25 protein-coding genes and 1 pseudogene are annotated in these 25,698 nt (G+C 62.5%); 12 read left to right on the forward strand and 14 right to left on the reverse strand.

The window, feature by feature from the left end:
- The first annotated feature begins 118 nt into the window (after positions 1-118).
- The gene (gene mutS / locus AB8A50_RS24950; protein WP_439079248.1) at positions 119-2,842 is read left to right on the forward strand and encodes a DNA mismatch repair protein MutS; all 2,724 of its coding nucleotides are present in this window, start codon (positions 119-121) and stop codon (positions 2,840-2,842) included.
- Positions 2,843-2,942: 100 nt separating this feature from the next.
- On the opposite strand, the gene AB8A50_RS24955 is transcribed toward mutS, so the two are convergent.
- The 5 genes from AB8A50_RS24955 to AB8A50_RS24975 all read right to left on the reverse strand — a co-directional run bounded on the left by AB8A50_RS24955 (position 2,943) and on the right by AB8A50_RS24975 (position 7,068).
- Positions 2,943-3,740 carry a hypothetical protein gene (locus tag AB8A50_RS24955; protein ID WP_439079249.1) on the reverse strand — a complete coding sequence of 266 codons (798 nt, stop codon included), beginning with the start codon at positions 3,738-3,740 and terminating at the stop codon, positions 2,943-2,945.
- A gap of 62 nt (positions 3,741-3,802) precedes the next feature.
- Positions 3,803-4,312 carry an OsmC family protein gene (locus AB8A50_RS24960; RefSeq protein ID WP_089262662.1) on the reverse strand — a complete coding sequence of 170 codons (510 nt, stop codon included), beginning with the start codon at positions 4,310-4,312 and terminating at the stop codon, positions 3,803-3,805.
- Between the two features lie 57 nt (positions 4,313-4,369).
- Positions 4,370-5,149 (reverse strand): ABC transporter ATP-binding protein, encoded by a 780-nt coding sequence (locus tag AB8A50_RS24965; RefSeq protein WP_439079250.1) that lies wholly within the window; start codon positions 5,147-5,149, stop codon positions 4,370-4,372.
- Positions 5,149-5,997 (reverse strand): ABC transporter permease, encoded by an 849-nt coding sequence (locus tag AB8A50_RS24970; protein ID WP_439079251.1) that lies wholly within the window; start codon positions 5,995-5,997, stop codon positions 5,149-5,151. The genes AB8A50_RS24965 and AB8A50_RS24970 overlap by 1 nt, the downstream gene beginning before the upstream one ends.
- 96 nt (positions 5,998-6,093) lie before the next feature.
- Positions 6,094-7,068 carry an aliphatic sulfonate ABC transporter substrate-binding protein gene (locus tag AB8A50_RS24975; RefSeq protein ID WP_439079252.1) on the reverse strand — a complete coding sequence of 325 codons (975 nt, stop codon included), beginning with the start codon at positions 7,066-7,068 and terminating at the stop codon, positions 6,094-6,096.
- A gap of 271 nt (positions 7,069-7,339) precedes the next feature.
- On the opposite strand from AB8A50_RS24975, the gene AB8A50_RS24980 reads away from it, so the two are divergent.
- A complete protein-coding gene (locus AB8A50_RS24980) occupies positions 7,340-10,135 on the forward strand; it encodes a [protein-PII] uridylyltransferase (RefSeq protein ID WP_184513274.1) in 2,796 nt (931 codons plus the stop codon).
- A gap of 168 nt (positions 10,136-10,303) precedes the next feature.
- Here the strand turns inward: AB8A50_RS24980 and AB8A50_RS24985 are convergent, their stop codons facing one another.
- Both AB8A50_RS24985 and phaR read right to left on the reverse strand, forming a co-directional pair.
- The gene (locus AB8A50_RS24985; protein ID WP_439079253.1) at positions 10,304-10,825 is read right to left on the reverse strand and encodes a methylated-DNA--[protein]-cysteine S-methyltransferase; all 522 of its coding nucleotides are present in this window, start codon (positions 10,823-10,825) and stop codon (positions 10,304-10,306) included.
- Positions 10,826-10,913: 88 nt separating this feature from the next.
- The gene (phaR, locus tag AB8A50_RS24990) at positions 10,914-11,513 is read right to left on the reverse strand and encodes a polyhydroxyalkanoate synthesis repressor PhaR (RefSeq protein ID WP_089262652.1); all 600 of its coding nucleotides are present in this window, start codon (positions 11,511-11,513) and stop codon (positions 10,914-10,916) included.
- Between the two features lie 308 nt (positions 11,514-11,821).
- Between phaR and AB8A50_RS24995 the strand changes: the two genes are divergently transcribed.
- From AB8A50_RS24995 to AB8A50_RS25005, 3 genes and pseudogenes are all read left to right on the forward strand, one after another.
- Entirely contained in the window at positions 11,822-13,000 is a 1,179-nt protein-coding gene (locus AB8A50_RS24995; RefSeq protein ID WP_089262650.1) for an acetyl-CoA C-acetyltransferase, read from the forward strand.
- A gap of 183 nt (positions 13,001-13,183) precedes the next feature.
- Positions 13,184-13,909: an acetoacetyl-CoA reductase gene (gene phbB / locus AB8A50_RS25000; protein WP_068732968.1), complete on the forward strand. Its 726-nt coding sequence runs from the start codon at positions 13,184-13,186 to the stop codon at positions 13,907-13,909.
- Positions 13,910-13,980: 71 nt separating this feature from the next.
- A pseudogene (locus AB8A50_RS25005) lies at positions 13,981-14,207 on the forward strand (EamA family transporter); the annotation flags it as partial.
- Here the strand turns inward: AB8A50_RS25005 and AB8A50_RS25010 are convergent.
- From AB8A50_RS25010 to AB8A50_RS25020, 3 genes are all read right to left on the reverse strand, one after another.
- Positions 14,204-14,638 (reverse strand): cupin domain-containing protein, encoded by a 435-nt coding sequence (locus AB8A50_RS25010; RefSeq protein WP_439079254.1) that lies wholly within the window; start codon positions 14,636-14,638, stop codon positions 14,204-14,206. The pseudogene AB8A50_RS25005 and the gene AB8A50_RS25010 sit on opposite strands and share 4 nt — an antisense overlap.
- On the reverse strand, positions 14,638-15,405 hold the full coding sequence (gloB, locus tag AB8A50_RS25015; protein WP_439079255.1) for a hydroxyacylglutathione hydrolase: 768 nt from the start codon (positions 15,403-15,405) through the stop codon (positions 14,638-14,640). The genes AB8A50_RS25010 and gloB overlap by 1 nt, the downstream gene beginning before the upstream one ends.
- Before the next feature lie 84 nt (positions 15,406-15,489).
- Positions 15,490-15,837 carry an MliC family protein gene (locus AB8A50_RS25020; protein WP_439079256.1) on the reverse strand — a complete coding sequence of 116 codons (348 nt, stop codon included), beginning with the start codon at positions 15,835-15,837 and terminating at the stop codon, positions 15,490-15,492.
- Positions 15,838-16,017: 180 nt separating this feature from the next.
- On the opposite strand from AB8A50_RS25020, the gene AB8A50_RS25025 reads away from it, so the two are divergent.
- Positions 16,018-16,800: a class I SAM-dependent methyltransferase gene (locus AB8A50_RS25025; protein WP_089262642.1), complete on the forward strand. Its 783-nt coding sequence runs from the start codon at positions 16,018-16,020 to the stop codon at positions 16,798-16,800.
- A 3-nt stretch (positions 16,801-16,803) separates the two neighbouring features.
- Here the strand turns inward: AB8A50_RS25025 and xerD are convergent, their stop codons facing one another.
- From xerD to AB8A50_RS25040, 3 genes are all read right to left on the reverse strand, one after another.
- Positions 16,804-17,757 carry a site-specific tyrosine recombinase XerD gene (gene xerD, locus AB8A50_RS25030; RefSeq protein WP_439079257.1) on the reverse strand — a complete coding sequence of 318 codons (954 nt, stop codon included), beginning with the start codon at positions 17,755-17,757 and terminating at the stop codon, positions 16,804-16,806.
- A gap of 83 nt (positions 17,758-17,840) precedes the next feature.
- Entirely contained in the window at positions 17,841-18,251 is a 411-nt protein-coding gene (locus AB8A50_RS25035) for a nuclear transport factor 2 family protein (RefSeq protein WP_093759670.1), read from the reverse strand.
- 32 nt (positions 18,252-18,283) lie between these two features.
- Entirely contained in the window at positions 18,284-19,324 is a 1,041-nt protein-coding gene (locus AB8A50_RS25040; protein ID WP_093759668.1) for an SDR family oxidoreductase, read from the reverse strand.
- 100 nt (positions 19,325-19,424) lie between these two features.
- Here AB8A50_RS25040 and AB8A50_RS25045 point away from each other — a divergent pair, with 100 nt between their 5' ends.
- Positions 19,425-20,003, forward strand: a complete 579-nt coding sequence (locus tag AB8A50_RS25045) for a TetR/AcrR family transcriptional regulator (RefSeq protein ID WP_439079259.1) — start codon at positions 19,425-19,427, stop codon at positions 20,001-20,003.
- Here the strand turns inward: AB8A50_RS25045 and AB8A50_RS25050 are convergent.
- A complete protein-coding gene (locus tag AB8A50_RS25050) occupies positions 19,993-20,139 on the reverse strand; it encodes a histidine kinase (RefSeq protein ID WP_089262632.1) in 147 nt (48 codons plus the stop codon). The two genes, AB8A50_RS25045 and AB8A50_RS25050, sit on opposite strands and share 11 nt — an antisense overlap.
- A 175-nt stretch (positions 20,140-20,314) precedes the next feature.
- On the opposite strand from AB8A50_RS25050, the gene AB8A50_RS25055 reads away from it, so the two are divergent.
- The 5 genes from AB8A50_RS25055 to AB8A50_RS25075 all read left to right on the forward strand — a co-directional run bounded on the left by AB8A50_RS25055 (position 20,315) and on the right by AB8A50_RS25075 (position 25,698).
- Positions 20,315-20,956 carry a shikimate kinase gene (locus tag AB8A50_RS25055; RefSeq protein ID WP_089262630.1) on the forward strand — a complete coding sequence of 214 codons (642 nt, stop codon included), beginning with the start codon at positions 20,315-20,317 and terminating at the stop codon, positions 20,954-20,956.
- Positions 20,953-22,110, forward strand: coding sequence for a 3-dehydroquinate synthase (gene aroB / locus AB8A50_RS25060; RefSeq protein WP_439079260.1), 1,158 nt, complete (start codon positions 20,953-20,955; stop codon positions 22,108-22,110). Before AB8A50_RS25055 ends, aroB begins: the two co-directional genes overlap by 4 nt.
- A gap of 55 nt (positions 22,111-22,165) precedes the next feature.
- Positions 22,166-23,515 carry a hemolysin family protein gene (locus AB8A50_RS25065; protein WP_439073300.1) on the forward strand — a complete coding sequence of 450 codons (1,350 nt, stop codon included), beginning with the start codon at positions 22,166-22,168 and terminating at the stop codon, positions 23,513-23,515.
- Between the two features lie 78 nt (positions 23,516-23,593).
- The gene (locus AB8A50_RS25070; protein WP_439079261.1) at positions 23,594-24,559 is read left to right on the forward strand and encodes a Bug family tripartite tricarboxylate transporter substrate binding protein; all 966 of its coding nucleotides are present in this window, start codon (positions 23,594-23,596) and stop codon (positions 24,557-24,559) included.
- A 179-nt stretch (positions 24,560-24,738) separates the two neighbouring features.
- Entirely contained in the window at positions 24,739-25,698 is a 960-nt protein-coding gene (locus AB8A50_RS25075; RefSeq protein ID WP_439079263.1) for a Bug family tripartite tricarboxylate transporter substrate binding protein, read from the forward strand.

Consider the following 25,698-nt stretch of genomic DNA (forward strand, 5'->3'; position numbering starts at 1 on the left):
AATTGCGGATATGAGATCGCAGTTGACTTGTCAACTGCCTCTCCGCGGTGGGGAAAACTACGGTTTGCGACAGCCGCGGGTGGGATCGGCGGAGCAAAATTTGCTAGCGTCCGGCGCCATGACGATCCAGCAGCCCATTACCGCCCCAGAACCCGCTCCCCGCGTGGATGACACCGCAAAAGTGTCTCCCATGATGGAACAGTACCTTGAGATAAAGGCCGCCAATCCCGGCCTCTTGCTGTTCTACCGGATGGGCGATTTCTACGAGATCTTCTTCGAGGATGCGGAGGTTGCCTCGCGCGCCCTGGGCATCGTGCTGACCAAACGCGGCAAGCATCAGGGCATGGATATCCCGATGTGCGGCGTGCCGGTGGTTCGCGCCGATGATTATCTGCACCGCCTGATCTCGCTCGGCATCCGTGTCGCCGTCTGCGAACAGATGGAGGATCCGGCCGAGGCGAAGAAGCGCGGCGGCAAGAGCGTGGTTCGCCGCGACGTCGTGCGCGTGGTTACGCCGGGCACGCTGACCGAAGAAAACCTGCTCGACGCGCGGGCCAATAATTATCTGCTGGCGATTGCGCGCAGCAAGGGCTCAAGCGGTGCGGATCGCATCGGTCTGGCCTGGATCGATATTTCGACTGCCGAATTCATTGTCACCGAATGTGCGACAGGCGAACTCGGCGCGACGCTGGCGCGGATCAATCCGAACGAGGTGCTGGTTACGGATGCGCTCTACAGCGATCCTGATCTCAGCCAGTTGCTGCGCGAATTGCCGGCGGTGACGCCGCTGACCCGTGACGTGTTCGATGGTGCCACCGCCGAGCGCCGGCTGTGCGATTACTTTGCCGTCGCCACCATGGACGGCCTCAGCGCCATGTCGCGGCTGGAAGCGACCGCTGCGGCGGCGTGCGTCACCTATGTCGAGCGCACGCAAGTCGGCAAACGCGTGCCGCTGTCGCCGCCGACCCACGAAGCGGTCGGCACCACCATGGCCATCGATCCGGCGACCCGCGCCAATCTCGAACTGACGCGCACGCTATCAGGCGAGCGCAAGGGCTCGCTGCTGGATGCGATCGACTGCACCGTCACCGCCGCCGGTTCGCGCCTGCTGGCGCAGCGCCTCGCCGCGCCGCTTACCGATGAAGTGGCGATCGGCCGCCGGCTCGATGCCGTCGCGAGTTTCGTATCGGACAGCGGGCTGCGCGACGATCTGCGCTCGGCCCTGAAGTCTGCGCCTGATATGTCGCGCGCACTGGCGCGGCTTTCGGTCGGCCGCGGCGGTCCGCGCGATCTCGCCTGTCTGCGTGATGGTGTGCTTGCCGCCGATCAGGTGCTTGATCGTCTCGGCGTCATCGACAATCTGCCAGCGGATATCACGGCTGCCATGGCCGGCCTGCGCCGGCCATCGCGCGAACTCGCCGCGACCTTTGCGCGGGCGCTGGCCGACGATCTTCCGCTGCTGAAGCGCGATGGTGGTTTCGTGCGCGAAGGCTTCGAAGCTGCGCTCGACGAGACCCGAAATCTGCGCGACGCCTCGCGTCTCGTGGTCGCCGCGATGCAGGCGCGCTATGCCGATGACACCGGCGTGAAGGGCCTCAAGATCCGTCACAACAATGTGCTCGGCTATTTCGTCGAAGTCACCGCGCAGCATGGCGACAAGTTGATGCAGGCCCCGCTGAACGCGACCTTCATCCATCGCCAGACGTTGGCAGGGCAGGTGCGCTTCACCACATCCGAACTCGGCGAGATCGAAGCCAAGATCGCCAATGCCGGCGACCGCGCGCTCGGGTTCGAGCTCGAAATTTTCGAACGGCTGTCGGCGATGGTCGCCGAGGCGTCGGAAGATCTGCGCGCTGCCGCCCATGCCTTCGCACTGCTGGATGTGGCGACCGCGTTGGCGAAACTGGCGGTCGACGACAATTATGTCCGCCCCGAAGTCGACAATTCGCTGCTCTTCGCCATCGAGGGCGGCCGGCATCCGGTGGTCGAACAGGCGCTGCGCCGCGACGGCCAGCCGTTCATCGCCAATGCCAGCGATCTGTCGCCCGGGCCGGGGCAGAAGTCCGGCCAGATCTGGCTCATCACTGGTCCGAACATGGCCGGTAAGTCGACCTTCCTGCGCCAGAACGCATTGATCGCGCTGCTCGCGCAAATAGGCAGTTTCGTGCCGGCCTCGCGCGCCCGCATCGGCATTGTCGACAGGCTCTTTTCGCGCGTCGGCGCCGCCGACGATCTGGCAAGGGGACGTTCGACCTTCATGGTCGAGATGGTGGAGACGGCGGTCATTCTCAATCAAGCGACCGAACGCGCGTTGGTGATCTTGGATGAAATCGGCCGCGGCACTGCGACCTTCGACGGTCTATCGATCGCCTGGGCCGCGATCGAGCATCTGCATGAGAGCAATCGCTGCCGCGCACTGTTCGCGACCCATTATCACGAGCTCACCGCACTCTCCGCCAAGCTGCCGCGGCTGTTCAATGCGACGGTGCGGGTGAAGGAATGGCACGGCGACGTGGTGTTCCTGCACGAGGTGCTGCCGGGCTCGGCGGATCGCTCCTATGGCATTCAGGTGGCCAAGCTCGCGGGCCTGCCGCCGGCGGTCATCGCGCGCGCGAAGTCGGTGCTGGCCAAGCTTGAAGCGCAGGATCGCGGCCAGAGCGCCAAGGCGCTGATGGATGACCTGCCGCTGTTCGCGATCACCGCGCGTGCACCGGTCGAGGCGGCTCCTCCGTCGGAGGCGGAATTGCTGATGGACGCCGTGAAGGCGCTGCATCCCGACGAGATGTCGCCAAGGGAGGCGCTGGATGCGCTCTATGCGCTGAAGGCGAAACTGCCGAAGTAACATTCTCTATCGTCATGCCCGGCCTTGTGCCGGGCATCCACGCCTTGTTTCTCTGCGCCAAGACGTGGATGGCCGGGACGAGCCCGGCCATGACGGGGTTTTACACGTAGCGCACCCGCCTGCGGCCCCATGCCCACAGGCCGAGATTCCACACGACACAGGTGGCGAGCGCGAGGCTCAGCGCGATCGCTGAGCCGAAGCGCAGCGCCGTCTCGTGCAGGATGGCGACTGCGATGCCGAAACCCATCAGGCCCCAGCCGCCATTGGCTATCACGGCGGCGGTGGGCGGGCCGCCGATCCGCGGATGCAGGATCAGCATCAGGCTGGTGAAGACCACGGGATAAAGCGCGAGAATGCCGCTGCCGGTCGGGCCGATGGTCGAGGACAGCGTCACCACGGTGGCAACCAACGTTGCGACGAGAGCGGCGCGCAGTGGGATATCGTACCAGCGCCGGGTGATGAGCGGCATCTTCGCATGGCGAAACCGCGCCATCAGCGGCAGGCAGATGCCGAAGGCCACGACATTGGCCGCGATGCCGCCAAGCAAAGTCCATTCGAACTGCCGCACCAGCAGGGCGAGGGCGAACCACACCAGCACAGCGGCACCGAGGCTGACGATCACGTTGTGGCGTTGCGCCAGCAGCACGTAAGTCAATCCGAGAAACATCGTCGCGCCATTGATCGGCAGGCTGGCCAATGCACCTTGCGCGATGAAGGCGGCGTCATGATCGAGCGCAAGAAAGACATAGGATGGACCCGCCGAAATCGGCAGCGTTGCCACCAATGCACCGATCACCGGGCCGGATCGTTCGGTGATGATGGAGGCGGTGATCACAAAGGCGGCGGTGATCGCCATGCGCAAAGTGAGCGTCAGGAGGAAGGCAAGTTCGGGGGACATGGCAGCCTGACGAGAGGAGGTGCTTGGCCTCCTCTTTCCTTGGTGGGAGTCGTCCGGCCTGCTTACACCCTGTTGAGAGACACCGAAACCTTCGGGCCATGTTTGATGGTCTGGTAGACCACGCAATAACGCTCGGTCAGCTTCAGCAGCAGATCGAGCTTGTCCTGCGGCGCGTCGGTGTCGACATCGAAGCGCAGGCGGATTTCGGCAAAGCCGACCGGCGCTTCCTTGTCGACGCCGAGCGTGCCGCGGAAATCAAGATCGCCCTCGGCTGTCACATTGCCGGACTTCAGCGGAATTTCGACGGCGGTGGCCACCGACTTCAGCGTCACGCCGGCGCAAGCCACCAATGCTTCCAGCAGCATGTCGCCCGAACAGAGTTCGAGGCCGGAGCCGCCCGTGGCGGGGTGTAGGCCGGCGGCTGCGATCTGCCGGCCGGTCTCGACCTTGCAGGCGATGCCGTCATTGTCGATCGAGCCCTTGGCCTTCAGCGTGATGAAGGCGGCCTTGGGATCGGTCTTGTAGAGTTCCTTGATGGGGGCCTGGGTGGCGCGAAGCGCGGCGGCGTCCATGATATCTCTCCCTCAGATTTTGTTAGTTGCAGCTTTTATTAGCTCGCGGTGCTGTTGTCACCACCACGCGCCGACCGCCTCGGCAGGCGCGTTATCGGGCACGTTGCGATCGAGAGATCGATCCAGCGCGGTGAGCACGCGGCGCTTCACCGCGTCGAACAGCGGCGAGGCACGGTCGCGCGGACGCGCGAGGCCGACATCGATCTCGGCGAACAGCCGACCGGGCCGCGGACGCATCACCAGCACGCGGTCCGCCAGCACAACGGCTTCGTCGACATCATGGGTGACAAGGACCAGCGTCGGCCGCGTGTCGGCCCACAGATCAAGCAGATGATCCTGCAGGTCGCGGCGCGTGAAGGCGTCGAGCGCGGAGAATGGCTCATCCAGCAACAGCACCTCCGGCTGCGGCACCAATGCACGGGCAATGGCGACGCGCTGCGCCTGCCCGCCGGATAGTTCGCGCGGCCATGCCTTTGCTTTGTCCGGCAGGCCGACGCGCGCCAGGGCCTGTGCGACTTTCTCGCGGCGTGCGGCGACAGGAAGCTCGGACAGTCCGAAGCCGATGTTGTCGGCGACGGTCAGCCACGGCAGCAACCGCGGTTCCTGGAAGATGATGCCGATTTTCTCATGCGGCGCGCTGATATCGATATTGTCGATGCGGATGCTGCCGGTCGAGGCGCGATCGAGCCCGGCAACGGCGCGCAACAGTGTCGATTTTCCGCAGCCGGAGCCACCGATGATGGCGACGATCTCGCCCTGCGGGATTTGCGCGGTGAAGCGCTCCAGCGCATGGACGCCGTTGGGATAGGTCTTGCCGACCTTGTCGAGGGCAAGCATCAGGTCTCTCCACCCGGTCGGAACGCATCCTGCCAGCGCAGCAGTGGCGTGGTGATCAATTCGATCAGCCAGTCGGTGGTCTTGCCGAGCAGCGCGAAGATGGTGATTGCGGCGAGGATTTGCGCGGGCTTGCCGAGCTGCTGGCCGTCGATGAGGAGATAGCCGAGCCCTTCGGAGGCGCCCATGAATTCGGCGGCAACTACGAACATCCAGCCGAGCCCGAGGCCGACGCGAAGTGCAACGACATAGGCCGGCAGCACCGCAGGCAGCAGGATGCGGCGGATCATGGCGGGGCCAGAGAGGCGGAAGGTACGACCGACCTCGACGATCTTGCGATCGACCGAGAGGATCGCGCCCATCACGCCGAGATAGACCGGAAAGAACACGCCGACGGCAATCAGCGCGACCTTCGATGTCTCGAAAATGCCGAGCCACAGGATGAACAGCGGCACCCAGGCGATCGACGGAATGGCGCGCAGCGCCTGAATCGTGGGATCGAGCAGTCGCCGCGCGATTCCCCAATAGCCGGAGATAGCGCCGAGCAGCGTGCCGGCGACAACGCCGAGGCCGAAGCCGGCGGCAACGCGCGACAGCGTCGTGGTGATATGGCGCCAGAGCTCGCCACTTCGGGCGAGCTCCATGATGGTGGCGAAGACGCGCGACGGCGGCGGTACCAGCCGGCCGTTCGACCAGCCGGACCAGACGGCCAGCTCCCATGCCAGCGCCAGTGTGAGCGGGAGCACAACGCCGAGCGCCGGCTGCGCGAAACGCTGCCAGCGCCTGTTGGATGCGGATTTTTCACGCGTCTCCGCTACGTCGGGTGCGGTCGTGTCGAGCGTCATGGCCATAGCTGAAGCGCGTCTCGATTTGGTTTGCAAGATACTCAAAAGCTTCACCCTCCCTTTACGGGGAGGGTGAAGGGTGGCTTCGCAGATGCGAGAACGTCAGCTCTTCGGCAGCGGGACCTGATCGTCGATCAGTGCATCCACCGTAGCCTTCACATCGACCTTGGCGTCGATGACGCCGGCTTGTTGCAACGCGAGACCGGCGGCGAGGATGGACTCGCGCTGCGGTGCGCCAATGCGGCTATGGGTCAGTTCGGTGCGTTCCTTGAGCTGCTTGTCGACCACGGCGTCGGGCAGTTTGGTGACGCCGATGAAGGCCTTCTTCAGCTCGGGATAATTCTCCAGCGAATATTTGCGGGCTTCCTCATAGACGGCGAGCACGCGGCGCGCGGCATCCGGATAATCTTTCAGGAATTGCTCGCGCACATTGAGGATGCCCCAGGTGTTGGCGTCCGGCTTGCGGAAGAATAGTTTGGCACCGTCCTCGACCTCGGCCTGCGCCATCATCGGATCGAGTCCGGCCCATGCATCAACGTCGCCGCGGATCAGCGCGGCCTTGCCGTCGGCATGCTGCAGCAGAACTGGCGTGATGTCCTTGTCGGTCAGGCCGGCGCCGAGCAAAGCGCGGACCAGGAAGATGTGCGGATCGGTGCCGCGGGTCACCGCGACCCGCTTGCCCTTGAGATCGGCGACGGAGGCGATCTTGGAGTCCTTGCCGGTCACCAGCGCGGTCCATTCCGGCCGCGAATAGACATAGACCGACTTGATCGGGTTGCCGTTGATCCTGGCGACCAGCGCAGCCGAGCCCGCGGTCGAGCCGAAATCGATGGACCCCGCATTGAGGAATTCGAGCGCCTTGTTGGAGCCGGCCGACTGTACCCAGGTGATCTTCACGCCGTCCTTGGCGAATTCCTTCTCCAGCAGGCCGTTCTGCTTGAGGATGATCGAGACCGGATTGTAGGTCGCCCAGTCGAGCCGGATTTCCTTGAGCGGTTCGGCGGCGAAGCTAGCTCCGGGCAGCAGTGCAGCCGCAGCAATCAGACCGGCGACAGCGCGCCGTGACATCGTGAACATTCTGGTCTCTCCCTGATGAACTGTCGAAACGTGAGGTTCGAAGGCGACTCGCATCCTGCGGGCGTCATGGCACCACGCCGGGGTCGCTCTCTGTGCGAAAACGTGCTTTAATTTCAATTAGTTATGGCGTTCCGTCAACGAGAAGATATGATGCGCCAAGGACACCGCCGCGAGAACGTTGTTGCCCGGATTGCGCAAAAGGCAGCATGGACTAGCTGTGGGGCTACAATCACCGTGACAGCGCTTGCGCCGTCCGATATCCGGGTTGTTCATGGACAGCGTTGCTACACAAGACAGACCGACAACCGAAACCGACTTCGATACGACGCGGATTACCGCCGAGATCGATGCGCTTGCAGCGCAGCATCGCGGCAAGAACGATTTGTTTCGCGCCGCGGTCGCCAAGCTGCTGAAGGCCGAACTGCTCAAGGCCAGTGAAGCCGCCGAGGCCGTGTTGCTGAAGGACCGCCACGGCCGACGCTGTGCCGAGCAGCTCTGCCACGTGCAGGATGAAATCATCCGCATGCTGTTCGCCGCGGCGACGAAGCATCTCTATCATTCGCCAATCCCGTCTGGTGCCGAACGGATGGCGGTGGTCTCCACCGGTGGCTATGGCCGTGGGCTGATGGCGCCGGAATCCGACATCGATCTGTTGTTCATCCTGCCCTACAAGCAGACCGCCTGGGGCGAACAGGTCGCCGAAGTCATTCTGTATTGCCTGTGGGACATGGGCCTGAAGGTCGGCCACGCCACGCGTTCGGTGGATGAATCGATCCGCCAGGCGCGCGGCGACATGACGATCCGCACCGCGATCCTGGAAACGCGCTTCCTCACCGGCGATCAGGCTCTGTATGACGAACTGGTCACGCGCTTCGATGCCGAAGTGGTGCAGGGCACCGCCGCGGAATTTGTCACTGCCAAGCTCGCCGAACGCGAGGAGCGCCATCGCCGCGGCGGCCAGTCGCGCTATCTGGTCGAGCCCAACGTCAAGGACGGCAAGGGCGGCCTGCGCGACCTGCACACGGTGTTCTGGATCGCGAAATACGTCTATCGGGTGCGCGACAGCAAGGAGCTGGTCGCGCGCGGCGTGTTCGATCCGCAGGAATACCGCACCTTCAAGCGTTGCGAAGATTTCCTGTGGTCGGTCCGCTGCAATATCCACTTCCTGACCAAACGGCCGGAAGAGCGACTGTCCTTCGACCTGCAGCGCGAGATTGCGGTCCGCCTCGGCTATACCTCGCATCCCGGCATGCAGGACGTCGAGCGCTTCATGAAGCACTACTTCCTGATTGCCAAGGAAGTCGGCGATCTCACCGCGATCCTGTGCGCCAAGCTCGAAGACCAGCAGGCCAAGCCGGCGCCGGCGCTGACGCGCATGATGGCCAAGCTGCGGCCCGAGATGCATCGTCGCCGGCTGCCGGACAGCGATGCGTTCATCATCGACAACAACCGTATCAACCTTGCTGCGCCTGACGTGTTCAAGGAAGACCCGATCAATCTGATCCGATTCTTCCGACTGGCGCAGAAGCACAATCTGGCCTTCCATCCCGATGCGATGCGGACCGCGACGCGCTCGCTCCGGCTGATCACGCCGGAGATACGCGAGAACGCCGAAGCCAATGCGCTGTTCATGGAGATCCTGACCTCGGACAATGCCGAGATCGTGCTGCGGCGGATGAACGAGACCGGCGTACTCGGTCATTTCATTCGTGCCTTCGGCCGCATCGTGTCGATGATGCAGTTCAACATGTATCATCACTATACGGTGGATGAGCATCTGCTGCGGTGTGTCGGCATCCTTCAGGAGATCGAGCGGGGCGGGAATGACGAGTTCGTTGTCGCCAGCGATCTGATGCGTAAGATCCGCCCGGAACATCGGGCGGTGATCTATATCACAGTGTTGCTGCATGACATCGCCAAGGGGCGTCCGGAGGATCACTCCATCGCTGGCGCCAAGGTGGCGCGGCGGCTATGCCCGCGGCTCGGATTCAACGCCGCCGACACCGATCTCGTGGCATGGTTGATCGAGGAACATCTGACCATGTCCACGGTGGCGCAGTCGCGCGACCTGTCGGATAGCAAGACCATCGAGAATTTCGCTGCCGTCGTGCAGTCGGTTGAGCAGATGAAGCTGCTGACGATTCTCACCACCGCCGATATCCGCGGCGTCGGTCCCGGAGTCTGGAACGGCTGGAAAGCGCAGTTGATCCGGACGCTGTATTACGAAACCGAGCCGGTGCTCACCGGCGGCTTCTCCGAGGTCAATCGCGCGCAGCGCATCGCCTCGGCGCAGGCCGAATTCCGCCGTGCCTTCACCGAGTGGCCCGAGCAGGATCTCAACGCCTATATTCTGCGGCACTATCCGGCCTACTGGCTCAAGGTCGAGCTCGACCGCAAGATCCGCCATGCGCGTTTCCTGCGCGCGTCGGAAGAAGCAGGCCACAAGCTGGCGATCAATGTCGGCTTTGACGAAGCCCGCGGCGTCACCGAGCTGACGATCCTTGCGGTCGACCATCCCTGGCTGCTGTCGATCATCGCCGGCGCATGCGCCGCAGCCGGCGCGAATATCGTCGACGCGCAGATTTACACCACGACCGATGGCCGCGCGCTCGACACCATCGCGATCTCCCGGGAATACGATCGCGATGACGACGAAGGCCGCCGTGCAACACGAATCGGCGACATGATCGAGGACGTGCTCGAAGGCAAGGTGCGGCTGCCGGAAACCGTGGCGAAGCGCGCCTCGACAAAGGGCAAGATCAGGGCTTTCACCGTCGAGCCGGAAGTTATCGTCAACAACCAGTGGTCGGATCGTTACACGGTGATCGAGGTCTCGGGGCTCGACCGGCCGGGCCTGCTGTATCAACTGACCACGGCGATCTCGAAGCTCAACCTCAATATCGCTTCGGCGCATGTGGCGACCTTCGGCGAGCGCGCGCGCGACGTATTCTACGTCACCGATTTGCTCGGCGCGCAGATCAATGCCCCGACGCGTCAGGCTGCGATCAAGCGCGCATTGATCCATCTGTTGGCAAACGGCGATATCGCGGAGAAGCCGGCGGCGTGATCTTCCTTCTCCCCGCCTGCGGGGAGAAGGTGGCGCGGACCAAGTCCGCGACGGATGAGGGGGGCTCTCAGCAAGCTCGGAGCGAGTGGAGAGTCCCCCTCACCCGCTTCCCACATGCTTCGCATGCGGAAAGCGACCTCTCCCCGCAAGCGGGGCGAGGTTAGTATGTCACTTCACCGCGACACCCTCGTGCTCCAGCAGCCAGCGCTTGCGGGCGATGCCGCCGCCATAGCCGGTGAGCGAACCGTTGGCGCCGATCAGGCGGTGGCAGGGCACGACGACACTCAGGGGATTGGCGCCATTGGCATGGCCGACCGCGCGCATCGCATTGGGCACGCCGAGTTGCGCGGCCAGCGTGCCGTAGCTGAGTGTGCTGCCTGCAGGGATTTTTCGTAGTGCCGTCCAGATGCGGTTCTGAAACGGCGTGCCGGGGATGTGGCAGGTGATGCCATCGAGCTGGTCGAGGTCGCCGTCGAAATAGCGTGAGAGTGCACTGCGGATCTCGGATGGTGCCGAGTTCTCGGTCAGTTCGACCGTCCCATAGTAACGACGCAGCAAAGTCAGCAAGCGCTCTTCGTAATCGATCCAGTCGAGTGCGCAGAGTGCGCCACCGTGGTTCGTCACCAGCAGCGCGATGCCGATCGGGGTGTCGAGCCGGTCGAGAGTGAGTGGGGTGGGCTGCTTCGCCATGGCGATGTTGCGCTCATCAAATGGAAACGCCGACCGTAGGTGTAGCCACGGTCGGCGTCATTCCGATTTCCGACAAGTGAGCCGCGAATTATTCCGGCTTCGGCTCGTGCGACATGCGCTCGAGGCGTTCCTGCATTTCCTTCATCTGGCGACGCAGGTCATCCATAGTGTCGGCAGGCTCAGCGGTCGGCTCCGGCGCCTTTTCCGGCTCCGGCGACGCAGCGCCGCCGCGCGGCGGCACGAACGGCTTGAACATCGCGAAGGTCTGCTGAAACAATTCCATGTTGCGACGAACGGTTTCCTCAAGTGGCGCGAACGGCGTCATGCTGAACGTGTTCGTCATCTGCTTGCGGAATTTCTCCTGCTCGCGCGTCAGGCTGTCGATGGACTGCTCGAGATACTTCGGCACCACCATCTGCATGCTGTCGCCATAGAAGCGGATCAACTGGCGCAGGAAAGTGGTTGGCAGGAGATTCTGGCCAGCCTTGTTTTCCTGTTCGAAGATGATCTGGGCCAGCACTGAGCGGGTAATATCGTCGCCGGTCTTGGCGTCATAGACGAGAAAATCCTCGCCGTCCTTTACCATCGCAGCGAGATCTTCAAGCGTCACGTAAGTGCTTGTTCCGGTATTATAAAGCCGGCGGTTCGCATATTTTTTGATTGTCGTGGGTTGATCTGATTTCGCCATGGGGGCTCACACATACGGACCGAGGACAGGGAACCTTACGGCAGCGCGCCATAAGGTTGTCGAACAACGCAATGCAATAAAGTAAGCACTTTCAAAGGGGCTCGGCTACCGTTTTGTGCGTCACGGTTAAAATGGCAGCAGTCTTGTGCTATGCAAAGCGACATCCGCGCCATTTTGCGTGCGTTGCGGCCGTAATTTGGCTTCTGACCAATTGACAGTCCAACCCTCAGTTAACAGGATAGTTTGCAACGCGGCCCCCGCCATCCTGGCTCTGACCGTCGAAAAAACCTCAACAACAGGAGATGTCCATGTCAGACGATGTCGTCATCGTCAGCGCTGCCCGCACACCCGTCGGCAGCTTCAACGGCGCTTTCGCGACCATGCCGGCGCATGATCTCGGCGCCATTGCCATCAAGGCGGCGCTAGAGCGCGGCAAGATCGATCCGGCCCGCGTCTCCGAAGTCATCATGGGACAGATCCTCACTGCTGCGCAGGGCCAGAACCCCGCGCGTCAGGCCTCGATTGCTGCCGGCCTGCCGGTGGAAACTTCGGCCTGGGGCGTCAACATGCTGTGCGGCTCCGGCCTGCGCACGGTCGCGCTCGGCTATCAGGCGTTGCTCAATGGTGATTCGGAAATCGTCGTTGCCGGCGGTCAGGAATCCATGAGCATGGCCCCGCATGCGCAATATCTGCGCGGTGGCGTGAAGATGGGTCCGGTGGAATTCGTCGACACCATGATCAAGGACGGTCTGTGGGATGCCTTCAACGGCTATCACATGGGTAACACCGCCGAGAACGTGGCAAAGCAGTACCAGATCACGCGCCAGCAGCAGGACGAGTTCGCTGTTGCATCGCAGCAGAAAGCGGAAGCTGCGCAGAAGGCTGGCAAGTTCAAGGACGAGATCGTTCCGGTCACAATCAAGGGCCGCAAGGGCGACGTCATCGTCAGCGATGACGAATATCCGCGCCACGGCGCCACCATCGAGGCGATGGCCAAGTTGCGCCCGGCCTTCGAGAAGGACGGTACCGTCACCGCCGGCTCGGCATCGGGCATCAATGACGGCGCTGCTGCCGTGGTGCTGATGACCGCCAAGCAGGCTGCCAAGGAAGGCCTCAAGCCGCTTGCCCGCATCGTGTCGTGGGGGCAGGCCGGTGTCGATCCGAAGATCATGGGCACTGGCCCGATCCCGGCATCGCGCGCTGCGCTGAAGAAGGCCGGCTGGACCATTAACGATCTCGACCTGATCGAAGCCAATGAAGCTTTTGCTGCGCAGGCTTGCGCCGTGAACAAGGACCTCGGCTGGGATACGTCGAAGGTTAACGTCAACGGTGGCGCGATCGCGATCGGTCATCCGGTGGGTGCATCCGGTGCGCGTGTTCTCGTTACGCTGTTGCACGAGATGGAAAAGCGCGACGCGAAGAAAGGCCTCGCCACGCTGTGCATCGGCGGCGGCATGGGCATCGCGATGTGCATCGCACGCGACTAATCCTTACGCGTCGCGTGCCGAAAACATCGGCTCGCGCGTGCACTGCACACACTGCTACAACAAAATGCCCGGCGCTTTGCGTCGGGCATTTTCGCTTGATGGTCCAATTCTGCTTGATGTTCAGCGTATCGCGAGATTAATTCGAAGCTATAACTACAAAAGAGATTGGTGGAGGGATCGATCATGGCGCGCGTTGCATTGGTGACCGGGGGAACACGAGGGATCGGCGCTGCAATCAGCAAGGCTTTGAAGATTGCGGGATACAGCGTCGCGGCAAGCTATGCCGGCAATGATGCCGCCGCCGAGAAATTCAAAAGCGAGACGGGTATCGGCACCTACAAGTGGGATGTCGGTTCGTTCGATGAATGCGCCGCCGGCGTGAAAAAGGTCGAGGCCGATCTGGGGCCGGTGGAAGTGCTGGTCAACAATGCCGGTATCACCATGGATGGCGCATTCCACAAGATGACACCGGAACAGTGGAACAAGGTGGTTAACACCAATCTCGGTTCGCTGTTCAACATGACTCGTCAGGTGATCGAGGGTATGCGCGAACGTAAGTTCGGCCGTGTCATCAACATTTCATCGATCAACGGGCAGAAGGGCCAATTCGGCCAGGTCAACTATTCTGCCGCCAAGGCCGGCGACATCGGCTTCACCAAGGCGCTGGCGCTGGAGAATGCCAAGCTCGGTATCACCGTGAACGTGATCTGCCCGGGCTACATCAACACCGAGATGGTGCAGGCCGTGCCACTCGCCGTGCTTGAGAAGAGCATCCTGCCGCAGATCCCGGTCAATCGCCTCGGCGAGCCCGAAGAAATTGCGCGCGCCGTCGTGTTCCTGGCGGCCGACGAGTCCGGCTTCTTCACTGGCTCGACCATGACCATCAATGGCGGGCAATATCACGCGTAACGGGCCTCGAAGCTCGGACCTCATCCTGAGGAACACGCCCTTGCGGGCGTCTCGAAGGATGTGCGACATGCGCCGCCGCGTTTCTGGCCTTCGCCGTACATCGCTTTACGGAGACGCCGTATGGCCATCGAGTCCGCTGGTATGGGCGGCGATCATCGTGCTCGGTGCCGCCTCCTATGCGACGCCGCTGCTATCAACGGCGCTCCTGATTCTGGCCGGCTTCGCGCAGGCGAGCGCGAATATTGCTTCCGCGGCAGCATTGATCGCAGCGAAGGATATGATCTGGAAGCCGGGCTAGTCGGGCTTCCAGCCCTTCGGTGCCAACTCAAACGTCGCGAAATCGAAACCCGGTGCCACGGTGCAGCCGACCAGCGTCCAGTCGCCAGTGGTGGAGGCGGCCTGCCAGGCATGCGGTGGGACAATGCCTTGCGGCTCTTGTCCAGCGGTGACGTCCGGCCCGAGCGTGATCGTCCGCTGGCCAGTGTCGTTGGCGATTTCCAGCGTGAGCGGAGCACCCGCATGATAGTGCCAGATCTCGACGGCATCGATGCGATGCCAGTGCGAGCGTTCGCCACGCGCCAGCAGAAAATAGATTGCCGTCGAAGCCGCCCGCCCGTTTACGTCTACGCGACTGTCGCGAAACGTCTCGCGATAGTGGCCGCCTTCGGGATGCGGCTGCAGGCCGAGCGTCGCGATGATCTCGGCTGCAGTTGACGTCTTGCCTGTCATCAGGACTTGTTCTTGCGTTCACGGAGTTCGCCGAACACGTCGTCCTCGCTGAATCCCTTGAGGCGGACGGCGGCGGCGATGGCCGGATCGTCGGCGCGCAGAAACACGTTGGTCTTCTTCTCAAGCCCGAGCAGAACGGGGATGGTCGGCTTGCCGACGGCACGTAGCTGCGTCACTTCGTCGGCGCGGGCCTTCAACGCTTCGTTGTTGGCATCGATGCCGAGGCAGAACTTGACGTTGGCCGCGGTGTATTCGTGACCGCAATAGACACGGTAGTCGTCCGGCAACGTGCGCAGCTTCTTCAGCGATTGCCACATCATCGGATAGGTGCCCTCGAACACCCGGCCGCAGCCGCCGGAAAACAGCGTATCGGCCGAGAACAGCGCCAGCTCGCTGTCGAACACGTAACAGATATGGTCGAGCGTATGGCCGGGGGTCTCGAACACCCGTGCGGTTAGCGCGCCGACCTGCACGGTATCGCCTTCGGCGACGCGGACGTCGACTTCAGGAATTGCCGTGCCCTGATCGTGCGGCGCTGTGACCTTGCAGCCGTAGGTCTTCTTCAGCTCGGCGATGCCGCCGACGTGGTCGGCATGGTGATGCGTCACCAGAATATCCGTGAGCTTCCAGCCTTCGCGCTGCAGCACCTTCATGATCGGGCCGGCCTCCGGCGCGTCGATCGCGGCGGTCTTCAGGCTCTGCGGATCATGAATCAGGTAGCCGAAATTGTCGGACAGGCAGGGGAACACACGAATTTCAGCAGCCATGATAACTCCGTTGGATCGCGTCGTGATGCGCTCGCACGTACGTGCGGCAAATTGATGGGGATGAATATGGGCGATGCATGACGGTCAGCGCGGTGTCACACATTGGCGCGCGGGCTGTCCGGCAATCTGCAGCGTGATGGTGGTCTGGCCCTTGCCGGCAATCCCGACATTGCCTTCGCCGTAGCGGAAGCCCGAGCCGGATCTCTGGATCGGCATGCGGAGCGTTTCGCCATTGGGATAGAACAGGGTGATCGATTTGCCGCCGGAATTGTAATCGACGGAGATCTTGTTGCCGCCCGGCAGTGCGGGGGTGCAGATGTAATCGACCGTCGCCGGATTGGCCTCGGCGGAGAGTGGCGCGAGTGCTGCCACGGCCAGACCCGCAGCCGTCGCCGCCGTCCTTGTGATCGTTTGACCTCGGCGTGACAGCATTTTTGTCTCTCCTGCAACGACGTCGCGGCGCCTGTTTCTTCGAATAGGCCGCAGCCGGGCCGGCCTTGTCAATTGGTGCAACTCACCGCCCGCGATGGCCTGGATAACTGGCGTTAACGCTGCCCCGGCAATGCGCGATTCGGGGGATCGTGGGCGGCCGCAACGTGTTAGAAAGTCATCATGACCATCGATGTGATCGATCTCCGGGATTTCTATTCGCGCCGCCTCGGTATCGTGGCGCGGCGGTTGATCAATCGCGGTATTCAGGCGCATTGGCCCGACGCGGAGGGTCAGCGTGTGCTCGGTCTGGGGTACCCCACACCGTATCTCGGCCTTTTCCGGGAGAATTCCGAACGGTGCATCGCCTTCATGCCGGCGGCGCAGGGGGTGTTGAAATGGCCGACGGCAAAGCCCGCGCTGGCCACACTGGTCGACGAATTCTCGCTGCCGCTGCCGGATGCCGCCGTCGATCGCATCATCCTGGTGCACGCCCTGGAAATGTCCGACGATCCCGAAGGTTTGCTCCGCGAGGTTTGGCGCGTGCTCGCGCCGTCCGGTCGGTTGATGGCGGTGATTCCGAATCGCCGGGGCGTCTGGACCCGCACCGACTCGACGCCGTTCGGTCACGGCCGCCCCTATTCGCGCTCGCAAATCACGCAGTTGCTACGACAGACTTGGTTTACGCCGACGGCGTGGAGTGAGGCGCTATTCATGCCGCCGGTGGGCATGGGCTGGTTTCTGCGCTCGGCAATGGCCTGGGAGCGAATCGGCGCGGCGCTGTCGATGCCGTTTGCCGGCGTGCATATCGTCGAGGCCACCAAACAGGTCTATCGCGCGATCCCCGCCAAGCGCGAACGCACGCGGCTGATTCCGGCGTTGCAGCCGGTGCTGGTGCCGACCTCCGGGATGCGGCGCGACGATGAGACGGATCATCTTGGCGAGGCCGAGCCGCACTCACGCTGAGCGCTATTTTTCCGCGAGCGGATGCAGGTCGCGGACCAGGCTCTTGAGCCGCTCTTCCACCACATGGGTGTAGATCTGCGTCGTCGAAATATCGGTATGACCGAGCAGCGTCTGCACGATGCGAAGATCGGCGCCGTTATGCAGCAAATGGCTGGCGAAGGCGTGGCGCAGCACGTGCGGCGAGACCAGCCGCGGCGCGATGCCGGATGCAGCCGCGAGTTCTTTCAGGTCGCGCGCGAAATGCTGTCGGGTGAGATGGCCGCTCTCGCCAAAAGACGGAAACAGCCACTTCGAGGCGGCACTCTTTTTTGGTTGAGACTTCTGCAACTCGGCCATCGCGGCGAGATACTCGGCCATTGCCTGTTTGGCAGTTTCATTAAGCGGTACCAGCCGCTCCTTGTTGCCCTTGCCGCGCACCACGATCATGCGGGCATCGCGGCGTGCAGCGGTGAGCGGTAGCGAGACCAGTTCGGACACACGAAGCCCGGTGGCGTAAAGCACTTCGAGCAGACAATAGAGCCGGGCATCGCGCAGGCGCTGCTGCGCCGAAGCCTCCGCGTTCTGCGCTTGCGTGCGCGCCTGCACCAGCATGCGGTCGACATCGGCAATCGACAGCACTTTGGGCAGGCTGCGGCCGCGCTTCGGGCCCGACAGGATGGCGGCCGGGTCGTCGGTGCGGATTTTTTCGCTGAGCAGAAAGCGAAACAGATGCCGTATGGCGGACAGCCGCCGCGCCACGGTGGTCGATTTGAAGCCGCGCTCGTCGAGGTCTTCGAGATAGTCGCGCAGTAACTGGGTGTCGGCTGCCATGAAGCTGGATTTCGCCCCGGCAGCAAATTCGGAGAAGTCTTCGAGGTCGCGGCGATAGGCGTCCAGTGTATTGACGCCAGCACCTTGTTCGGCGGCGAGCATGTCGAGGAACAGATTGGAGAGCTTGGCGCCTGAGGAAGTGGTCATGTGCCATCATAACCCATGATCCGGGCTGCAGCAGCGGTTTTCACTGGCTGCAGCAACCCGGAGCGAATGCAGATCCACAAAGATCAGGCAAGCTGTGTGATCGATGTGGCCTGCGACCACATCACCATCCACTGCCGGTCACGCATTTCATAAGCATCGGTGTGCCAATAGTCGCCTGGCGGGACCTTGTGGCCTCCGAAAACCACCTCAATGCGGGCGCGATACCGTATCACGGCACTCGTGCCATACAACCGCACGGCGATTTCACCGGGCGTCCAGGTCAGATACTTGATGTGGCCACCCGCAACGGCACCAAGATATTCGGCTTTTGACAGTGCCGCGCCGATCGGCGTGATCAGCTGGAAGTCTGCAGCGTGCAGCGGCTCGGCCGCTGCCATGTCGGCGCTCACAAGCGCACGAAGCCGCGCGCGTTCGATGCTGCGGATATCTTCAGCGTCTGGGTGCTCTTTCGGGGCGACGATGGATGAGGTCATAGGTTGGTTCCGTTGTTGTGCATTGTGGGAATTCAGGAGGCCGCGAGCAGGCCGTGGTCGATCAGGCTTTGTGCACTGGCGCGAATGGCCTCGTCGGCGGACCTTGGTTGCCAATCCAGCATTCGCTGCGCCTTCGCGGCACTGACACTCAGATCGACGTCGAGTTCGTGTACGATCATGCGCGACCGTGCGCTGAACGGCGCCATTGCTTTGATCATCCAGTTTGGCACCTCGCCCGAGGGCAGAGCCGGCGCATAATTCGGAAATGACTGCGCCAGTACGGCCGCCATGTCGCGCATCCATAGAAACTGCCCCGCCGCGATGAAGCGCTGACCTGACGCATCCGGATGGGTCATCGCCCTGATATGTGCATCAGCCACATCGCGGACATCGACCACCGCGATGCCGAAACGCGGCACACGTTTGAGCTTGCCGCTCATCATCTGCTGAACCAGCCCGATCGACGTGCCGTAATCCGGACCCAAGAGAGGCCCGAAAATGATGCCGGGATTGATGACGGCGAGATCCAGTCCGGTTTCCGCAGCAAAGGTCCATGCCGCCCGTTCGGCCAGCGTCTTGGATTTATAGTATGGCGTTGCCCGCTTGCCCGTCGGATCGGTCCAGTTGTCTTCGGTATACGGCGCCTTGCCGCTCCCGTGATTGGTGGCCGCGATCGAGGACGTCAGCACCACCCGCGTCACGCCTGCGCGGTGCGCGGCACGTAGTACCCGTAACGCGCCGTCCCGCGCGGGTTGGATCAGTTCATTTTCATCCTTCGGAAGGCCTGCCGGAAACGGCGATGCCGTGTGGATCACATAGTTGCAGCCTGTGACGGCGGCATCCCATCCGATGTCGGAGCAGAGGTCGGCTTCGGCGAAACTGAGCGAGTGCGAGTCGGTTGGCGTCGCACAGATCTGCTTCGCGATCCGGTCGCAGCCGCTCATGCGACGAACGCTACCGCGGACAGCGTAGCTCTTGGCCAGCAACTGCCGGGCGATATGTCCGCCCAGAAAGCCGCCGATGCCCGTGACAAGAACAATGGTCTCTCGATTGCCGACCGATCCCGAATGCATGTTCGCTCCTGTCCCCTGTGGAATTCGTGAATTGGACAATTGGACTATTATTGTCTAATTGTCTTTTGACGCTTTGGACACGAACTGTCAATCTGTCTGAATGAGCGAACGAGATGCCAAATTCGATCACATTCTGGATGCTGCGCTGCCGGTGTTCGTCCGCCATGGTTTTCGCAAGGCGTCGATGGCCGACATCGCGCGTGCGGCAGGAATTTCGCGGGCGTCGCTCTATCTGAACTTCAACAGCAAGGAAGATCTGTTTCGGGCGGGCTCGACGCGCGCCCATGCGCGGACCATGCGCGATGTCGAGGCGGCACTCTCAGGCGATGGTGACGTGTTCGGCCGCATCGAGACGGCGATGGCCGTGTTTCAGCGCGAACTGATCGCCCCTTTCGCGGGCAGCGCCGACGCCATTGAGCTGTTCGACGTCAACATGGCTCTGGCCAAAGATATCACGCTCGCCGCGCGGGCCCGACTGGTTGCTCTACTGGCGCAGGCGCTGAGCGATGCCGAGACCGCGGGCATGATTAATCTCGGCTCATTGCAAGCCAGACCCGCCGACGTCGCGGGAGTCATTGTCGCCGCGATCGATGGCATCAAGCACGCGGAGGGAGCCGGTCCGAAATTCGCGGAGGACATGCAGCTCTTCATGCGCCTGCTGCGCGCAGCTATTTCTTGAGAAACTTGTCCGGCTGGATGGTGACCGTCATGTCCCGCGGCTTCGGATTGACGAAATTGGCCAGCGCGAAGATCACGCCATAGACCACGCCGACGATCACCGCGACCACCGTCAAAAAGCGGAACAGGCTGGGCATGATCAGGGAACTCGGCGGCGAAATGGGGTGATTCGTTCCGCCTGAGGCGGTCACCTTGTCCGGATACAGACTGCAAGAGGTGCTGGCAACGCTGGCGCTGGGGGTAGTATAGGTGACCGGAATGCGGCAAACCTCTGCGATCCCTTGTCGCTCACTGATTTTGCAGGTGTTTTTGATGTCCGAGACCATCTTGCCGGCCATTGCCAGCGCACCCCAGGAGGCCGCCATCGTCGCGGCGCTGGGAAAGCGCTCGGTCGTGCTGGTGGGCATGATGGGGGCGGGCAAATCGACCATCGGCCGGCGCATGGCGACGCGGCTGCGGCTGCCTTTCGTCGACGCCGACAACGAGATCGAGGCGGCGGCCGGGATGTCGATCCCGGACATTTTTGAAGTCCACGGCGAACCGCATTTCCGCGACGGTGAGGCGCGGGTGATCGCCCGGCTGCTGGACAGCGGACCGATCTTGCTGGCGACCGGCGGCGGCGCGTTCCTGCGCGAGGAGACCCGTCAGCGCATCCGCGACAAGGCGATCTCGCTGTGGCTGAAAGCTGACGCCGACGTGATTCTGCGCCGGGTCCGGCGCCGGGAGAACCGTCCGCTGCTGAAGACCGCCGATCCCGCCGCGACCATTGCGCGGCTGATCGAGGCGCGCCATCCGTTCTACGAGCAGACCGACATCACGATCGACTCGCGCGACGTGCCGCATGAGAAGATCGTCGAGGAAGGCATCATCGCGCTGCATGAGCATCTGTTCCGCCCGCACGCAGCTTCCGCCATTTCCGAACCGACAGGCGATCCCTTGAGTTCTCAACTATGACCGCGCCCTTGAAGCATTCCGATCCGATCATCCCCGACCCTATCGTCGTGGACGTCGCGCTGGCTGAGCGCACCTATGACATCGTCATCGGCCGCAATGTACTGCCGTCGCTCGGCGCGCGCATTGCGAAGCTGCGACCGGGCGTGCGCACGGCGATCGTCACCGACAGGACCGTTGCCAAGCATTGGCTGACTGCAACGGAAGCCTCGCTGGCGGCGGCTGATATTCCGACCTCGCATATCATTGTTGAGGAAGGCGAGGGGTCGAAGAGCTATGCGGGCCTGGAGAAAGTTTCCGAAGCACTGATCGCGGCAAAGATCGAGCGCAACGATCTCGTCATCGCGCTCGGTGGCGGAGTGGTTGGCGATCTCGCCGGCTTTGCCGCAGCGATCATCCGCCGTGGCGTCGATTTCGTGCAGGTGCCGACGTCGCTGCTGGCGCAGGTCGACTCATCCGTCGGCGGCAAGACCGGCATCAACTCGCCGCAGGGCAAGAACCTGCTTGGCGCGTTCCATCAGCCGGTGATGGTTGTGGCCGATACGGCGGTCCTCGATACGCTGTCGCCACGGCAATTTCGTTCGGGCTATGCGGAAGTCGCCAAATACGGTGTGCTCGGCGATCACCAGTTCTTCACCTGGCTGGAAGCCAACCATGCCGACATCATGCGCGGCGGTGCAGCGCGCGAACACGCCATTGCCACCTCCTGCCGCGCCAAGGCCGGTGTTGTGTCGCGCGACGAGCGTGAGAACGGCGAGCGCGCACTGCTCAATCTCGGTCATACCTTCGGGCATGCGCTGGAAGCGGTGACCGGCTTCTCGGACCGGTTGTTCCATGGCGAGGGCGTGTCGGTCGGCATGGTGCTGGCTGCGCAACTGTCGGCGCAGCTTGGAATGATCGCGGAGAGCGATGCGACCCGCGTGCAGCATCATCTCGCCGATGTGGGTCTCCCCACGAAGCTGCAGGACATTGCCGGCTTCGCGCAGGAAGGCCTCGCGGACGCGGATACGCTGATGGCGCTGATGGCGCAGGACAAGAAGGTGAAACGCGGCAAGCTCACCTTTATTTTGCTGGAAGCCGTCGGCCGGGCCGTCATTGCAAACGATGTTGATCCCGCGACGGTTCGCGCCTTTCTGCATCAGAAGCTGACGGGATAGAACTGACCGTGTCCGGTTTGGGAGTTACCAAAGCCGGCGCCGTCGCAGGACTTTCATGAATTCGATTACCGTCAATCTGCTGATCGCGATCTTCCTGCTCGCCGCCAACGCGTTTTACGTGGCGGCGGAGTTCGCGCTGGTCAAAAGCCGCGGCTTCCGCGTCAAGAGCATGGTCGAGCAGAACCGCTTCGGCGCACGCCTGCTGCAGAGCATGATGGGCAATATCGAAGCCTATCTGGCCTGCTGCCAGCTCGGCATCACAATGGCTTCTCTCGGCCTTGGCTGGGTCGGCGAGCCCACGGTGGCGGCACTGCTGAAGCCGGTGCTCGATCCGCTCGGCCTCTCGGAATCCGCGCTGCACTTTACCTCCTTCCTCACCGGCTTCCTTGTTTTCTCCTCGCTGCATATCGTGATCGGCGAGCAGGTGCCGAAGACGCTGGCGATCCGGCAGCCGGAGCCGGTGTCGCAATGGATCGCCTATCCGCTCTACGCATCCTACATCCTGTTCTATCCGCTGAACTGGCTGCTCAACGCGGCGTCGCGTGGCACGCTGGCGCTGCTCGGCGTGCAGGAAGCATCGCCGCACGAGATTCTCACCGGTGTGGAGATCGAAGGTCTTGTCGGTGAATCCGCCGAACATGGCGGCATCGCGTCGGGCGAGGCTGAGTATATCCAGAACGTGTTTCGCTTCGGCGATCTCGCGGTGTCCGATGTCATGGTCCATCGCACGGCGATGGTGACGCTGAATGCGGATCTGCCATCCGAAGAGCTGGTGCGCGAAGTGCTGGCCACTGAATACACCCGCATTCCCCTCTGGCGTGAGAAGCCGGAAAACATCATCGGCGTGCTCCACGCCAAGGACCTGCTGCGCGCGATCCGCGCCGTCGATGGCGATACCGCAAAGATCGACGTAGCTTCGATCGCGCTGCCGCCGTGGTTCGTCCCGGAGATGCGTCCACTGTCGGATCAGTTGAAAGCCTTCCGTCGCCGCAAGACTCACTTTGCGCTCGTGGTCGACGAATATGGCGAAGTCGAAGGCATGGTGACGCTGGAAGACGTGTTGGAAGAAATCGTCGGCGACATCGCGGATGAACACGACGTGGTCGTCGCGGGTGTGCGCGCGCAGGCCGATGGTTCGGTGGTGGTCGATGGTTCGGTGCCGATCCGCGACCTCAACCGCGCCATGGACTGGCATCTGCCGGATGATGAAGCCACCACGGTGGCCGGCCTTGTCATTCACGAGGCGCGTTCCATCCCCGAACGCGGGCAAAGCTTCACGTTCTACAACTTCCGCTTCCGCGTGCTGCGCCGTGAGCGCAACCGCATCACCGCGCTGCGCATCGGGCCGGTGCCGACCGAGCCGGAAGTGCCGGAGAAAAAGCCGCGGGCCGGGACCTCGTTCTAGGCCATCGCCGGTCCAGTTCTTGCTTTTGCCTTCTTCCATGAGCTGCCATTCCATTGAATGGCGCAACTGGAGCGAGCGATGAACAAGTCCTGGCGATTGTCGTGCGTATTGGCCGCTGTATTGATGTCCGGCGCTGCGCTGGCCGACACCAACTGGCCGACGAAGCCGATCAAGGCGGTGAATCCGTTCGGTGCCGGCAGTGCGGGTGACGTGGTCCCGCGCCTTTTCTTCGAAAAACTGAGCACGGAGCTCAGGCAACCGATCGTGATTGAAAATCGCGTGGGTGCGGGCGGCTCGGTGGGCACGGGCGCGGTCGCGAAGAGCGATCCGGATGGCTACACCTTGCTGTCGCAGACCAACGCCATCTCCATTGCGCCCGCGATCTTCCCCAACCTCAACTACGACACCACCAGGGAGCTGTCCTCGGTGCTGATGATTGGCTATGCGGCCAATGTGATGATCGTGCCCAACGAACGGCCATGGAAAACGATTCAGGATTTCCTGGCTTCCGCGAAGACCAAGGGCACTGTGATCAATTACGGCTCGGTTGGCGTTGGCAGCGCCGTGCATATCAGTTCGGAAAAATTCCGCGCCGCCGGCGGTTTCGAGGCCACGCATATCCCGTATCGCGGCGGCTCGGAGGTGATCGCCGATATCATCGGCGGTCGCATCGATTTCTACTTCTGCCCGCTGGCCACGGCGCTGCCGCTGATCCGCGAAGGTCAGGTCCGCGCGCTGGTGGTGTCGACGCCGACCCGCGTGCGTGATCTGCCGGATGTGCCGACGCCGATCGACGCCGGGCTCAAGGATGCGGACAGCTCAATCTGGTTCGGCGTGTTTGTGCCATCGAAAACGCCGCCGGAGATCGTCGAGAAGCTCTATGTGACTGGCACCAAGGTGCTGAACACGGCTGACATGCAGGCTTCGCTGAAGAAGATTGGTGTCGAGCCGATGCCGATGAAGTCATCCGAGATGGATGCGCTGCTGGTCAAGGAAATCGCCGACAACAAGGTGCTGCTCAAAAGCGAGGTCGCGGCCAAGTAGGCGGACTGGCCGGCCTCGCCAGCACGGGTGAGGCCGGCATTGTCCTTTGTCTGGGCTGGATCACCGCGCGTTTGGGCGTTGTTTTAGGCTTCAAACGGTCCGAAACTTGCTTCGCTGTCGCCGATTGGCCCGATCATTGGGCGGCCATTCCCCCTCGAATGGTATTATTGGAGCAAGTAATGAATAAGCTTATGCGGTGGTCGTGTGTTTTCGCCGGTGTGCTGCTGTCGTCTGTCGCGGTGCAGGCCGAAAGCAACTGGCCGACCCGGTTGATCAAGGCCACCATCCCGTTCGGCCCCGGCAGCGCCACCGACGTGGTGCCGCGAATCTTCTTCGAGCGTCTTGGTCCTGAGCTCGGTCAGACGATCGTGGTCGAGAACCGTGTCGGCGGCGGCGGCTCGATCGGCACCAATGCAGTGGCGAAAGCGGAGCCGGATGGCTACAGCATCCTGGCGCATTCCTCGGCGCTGGCGATCACGCCGGCGATCTTTCCGAACCTGCCTTATGACACGTCGAACGACCTGTCGTCGGTCATCATGATCGGCTCCAGCCCGCAAATCATGATCATTCCGAAGGAGCGGCCCTGGAAGACTGTGGACGATTTCCTCAAGGATGCGAAGGCCAAGGGATCGCAGATCAATTTCGGCTCGGTCGGTATTGGCAGCGCTGTGCATATAAGCGCCGAGAAATTTCGCATTGCCGGCAAGTTCGAAGCGACCCACGTGCCGTATCGCGGCGGTCCGGAAGTGATCGCCGATATTCTCGGTGGCCGTATCGATTTCTACTTCTGCCCGGCGGCGACGGCTCTGCCGCTGATCCGTGAGGGTCAGGTCCGCGCGCTCGTTGTCTCCACTGAGAAGCGTTCTGCCGAACTGCCCGACGTGCCATCGATGACTGAGGTCGGCCTCAAGGACGGCGTCAGCGAAAGCTGGATCGGTGTGTTCGTGCCCTCAAAGACGTCGCCCGAGATCGTCGCCAAGATGCACGACGCCGGCGTCAAGGTACTCGCCAAACCTGAGATGCAGGCGGCCCTGAAAAAGATCGGCGTGGAGACGATCACGATGGAGCCGAAAGCGATGGATGAGCTGGTGGCAAAGGAAGTCGCCGCGAATATCGCGCTGCTGAAGGATGTGAAATAA

The organism is Tardiphaga sp. 841_E9_N1_2 (assembly GCF_051811065.1).
Classification (GTDB): Bacteria; Pseudomonadota; Alphaproteobacteria; order Rhizobiales; family Xanthobacteraceae; genus Tardiphaga; species Tardiphaga robiniae.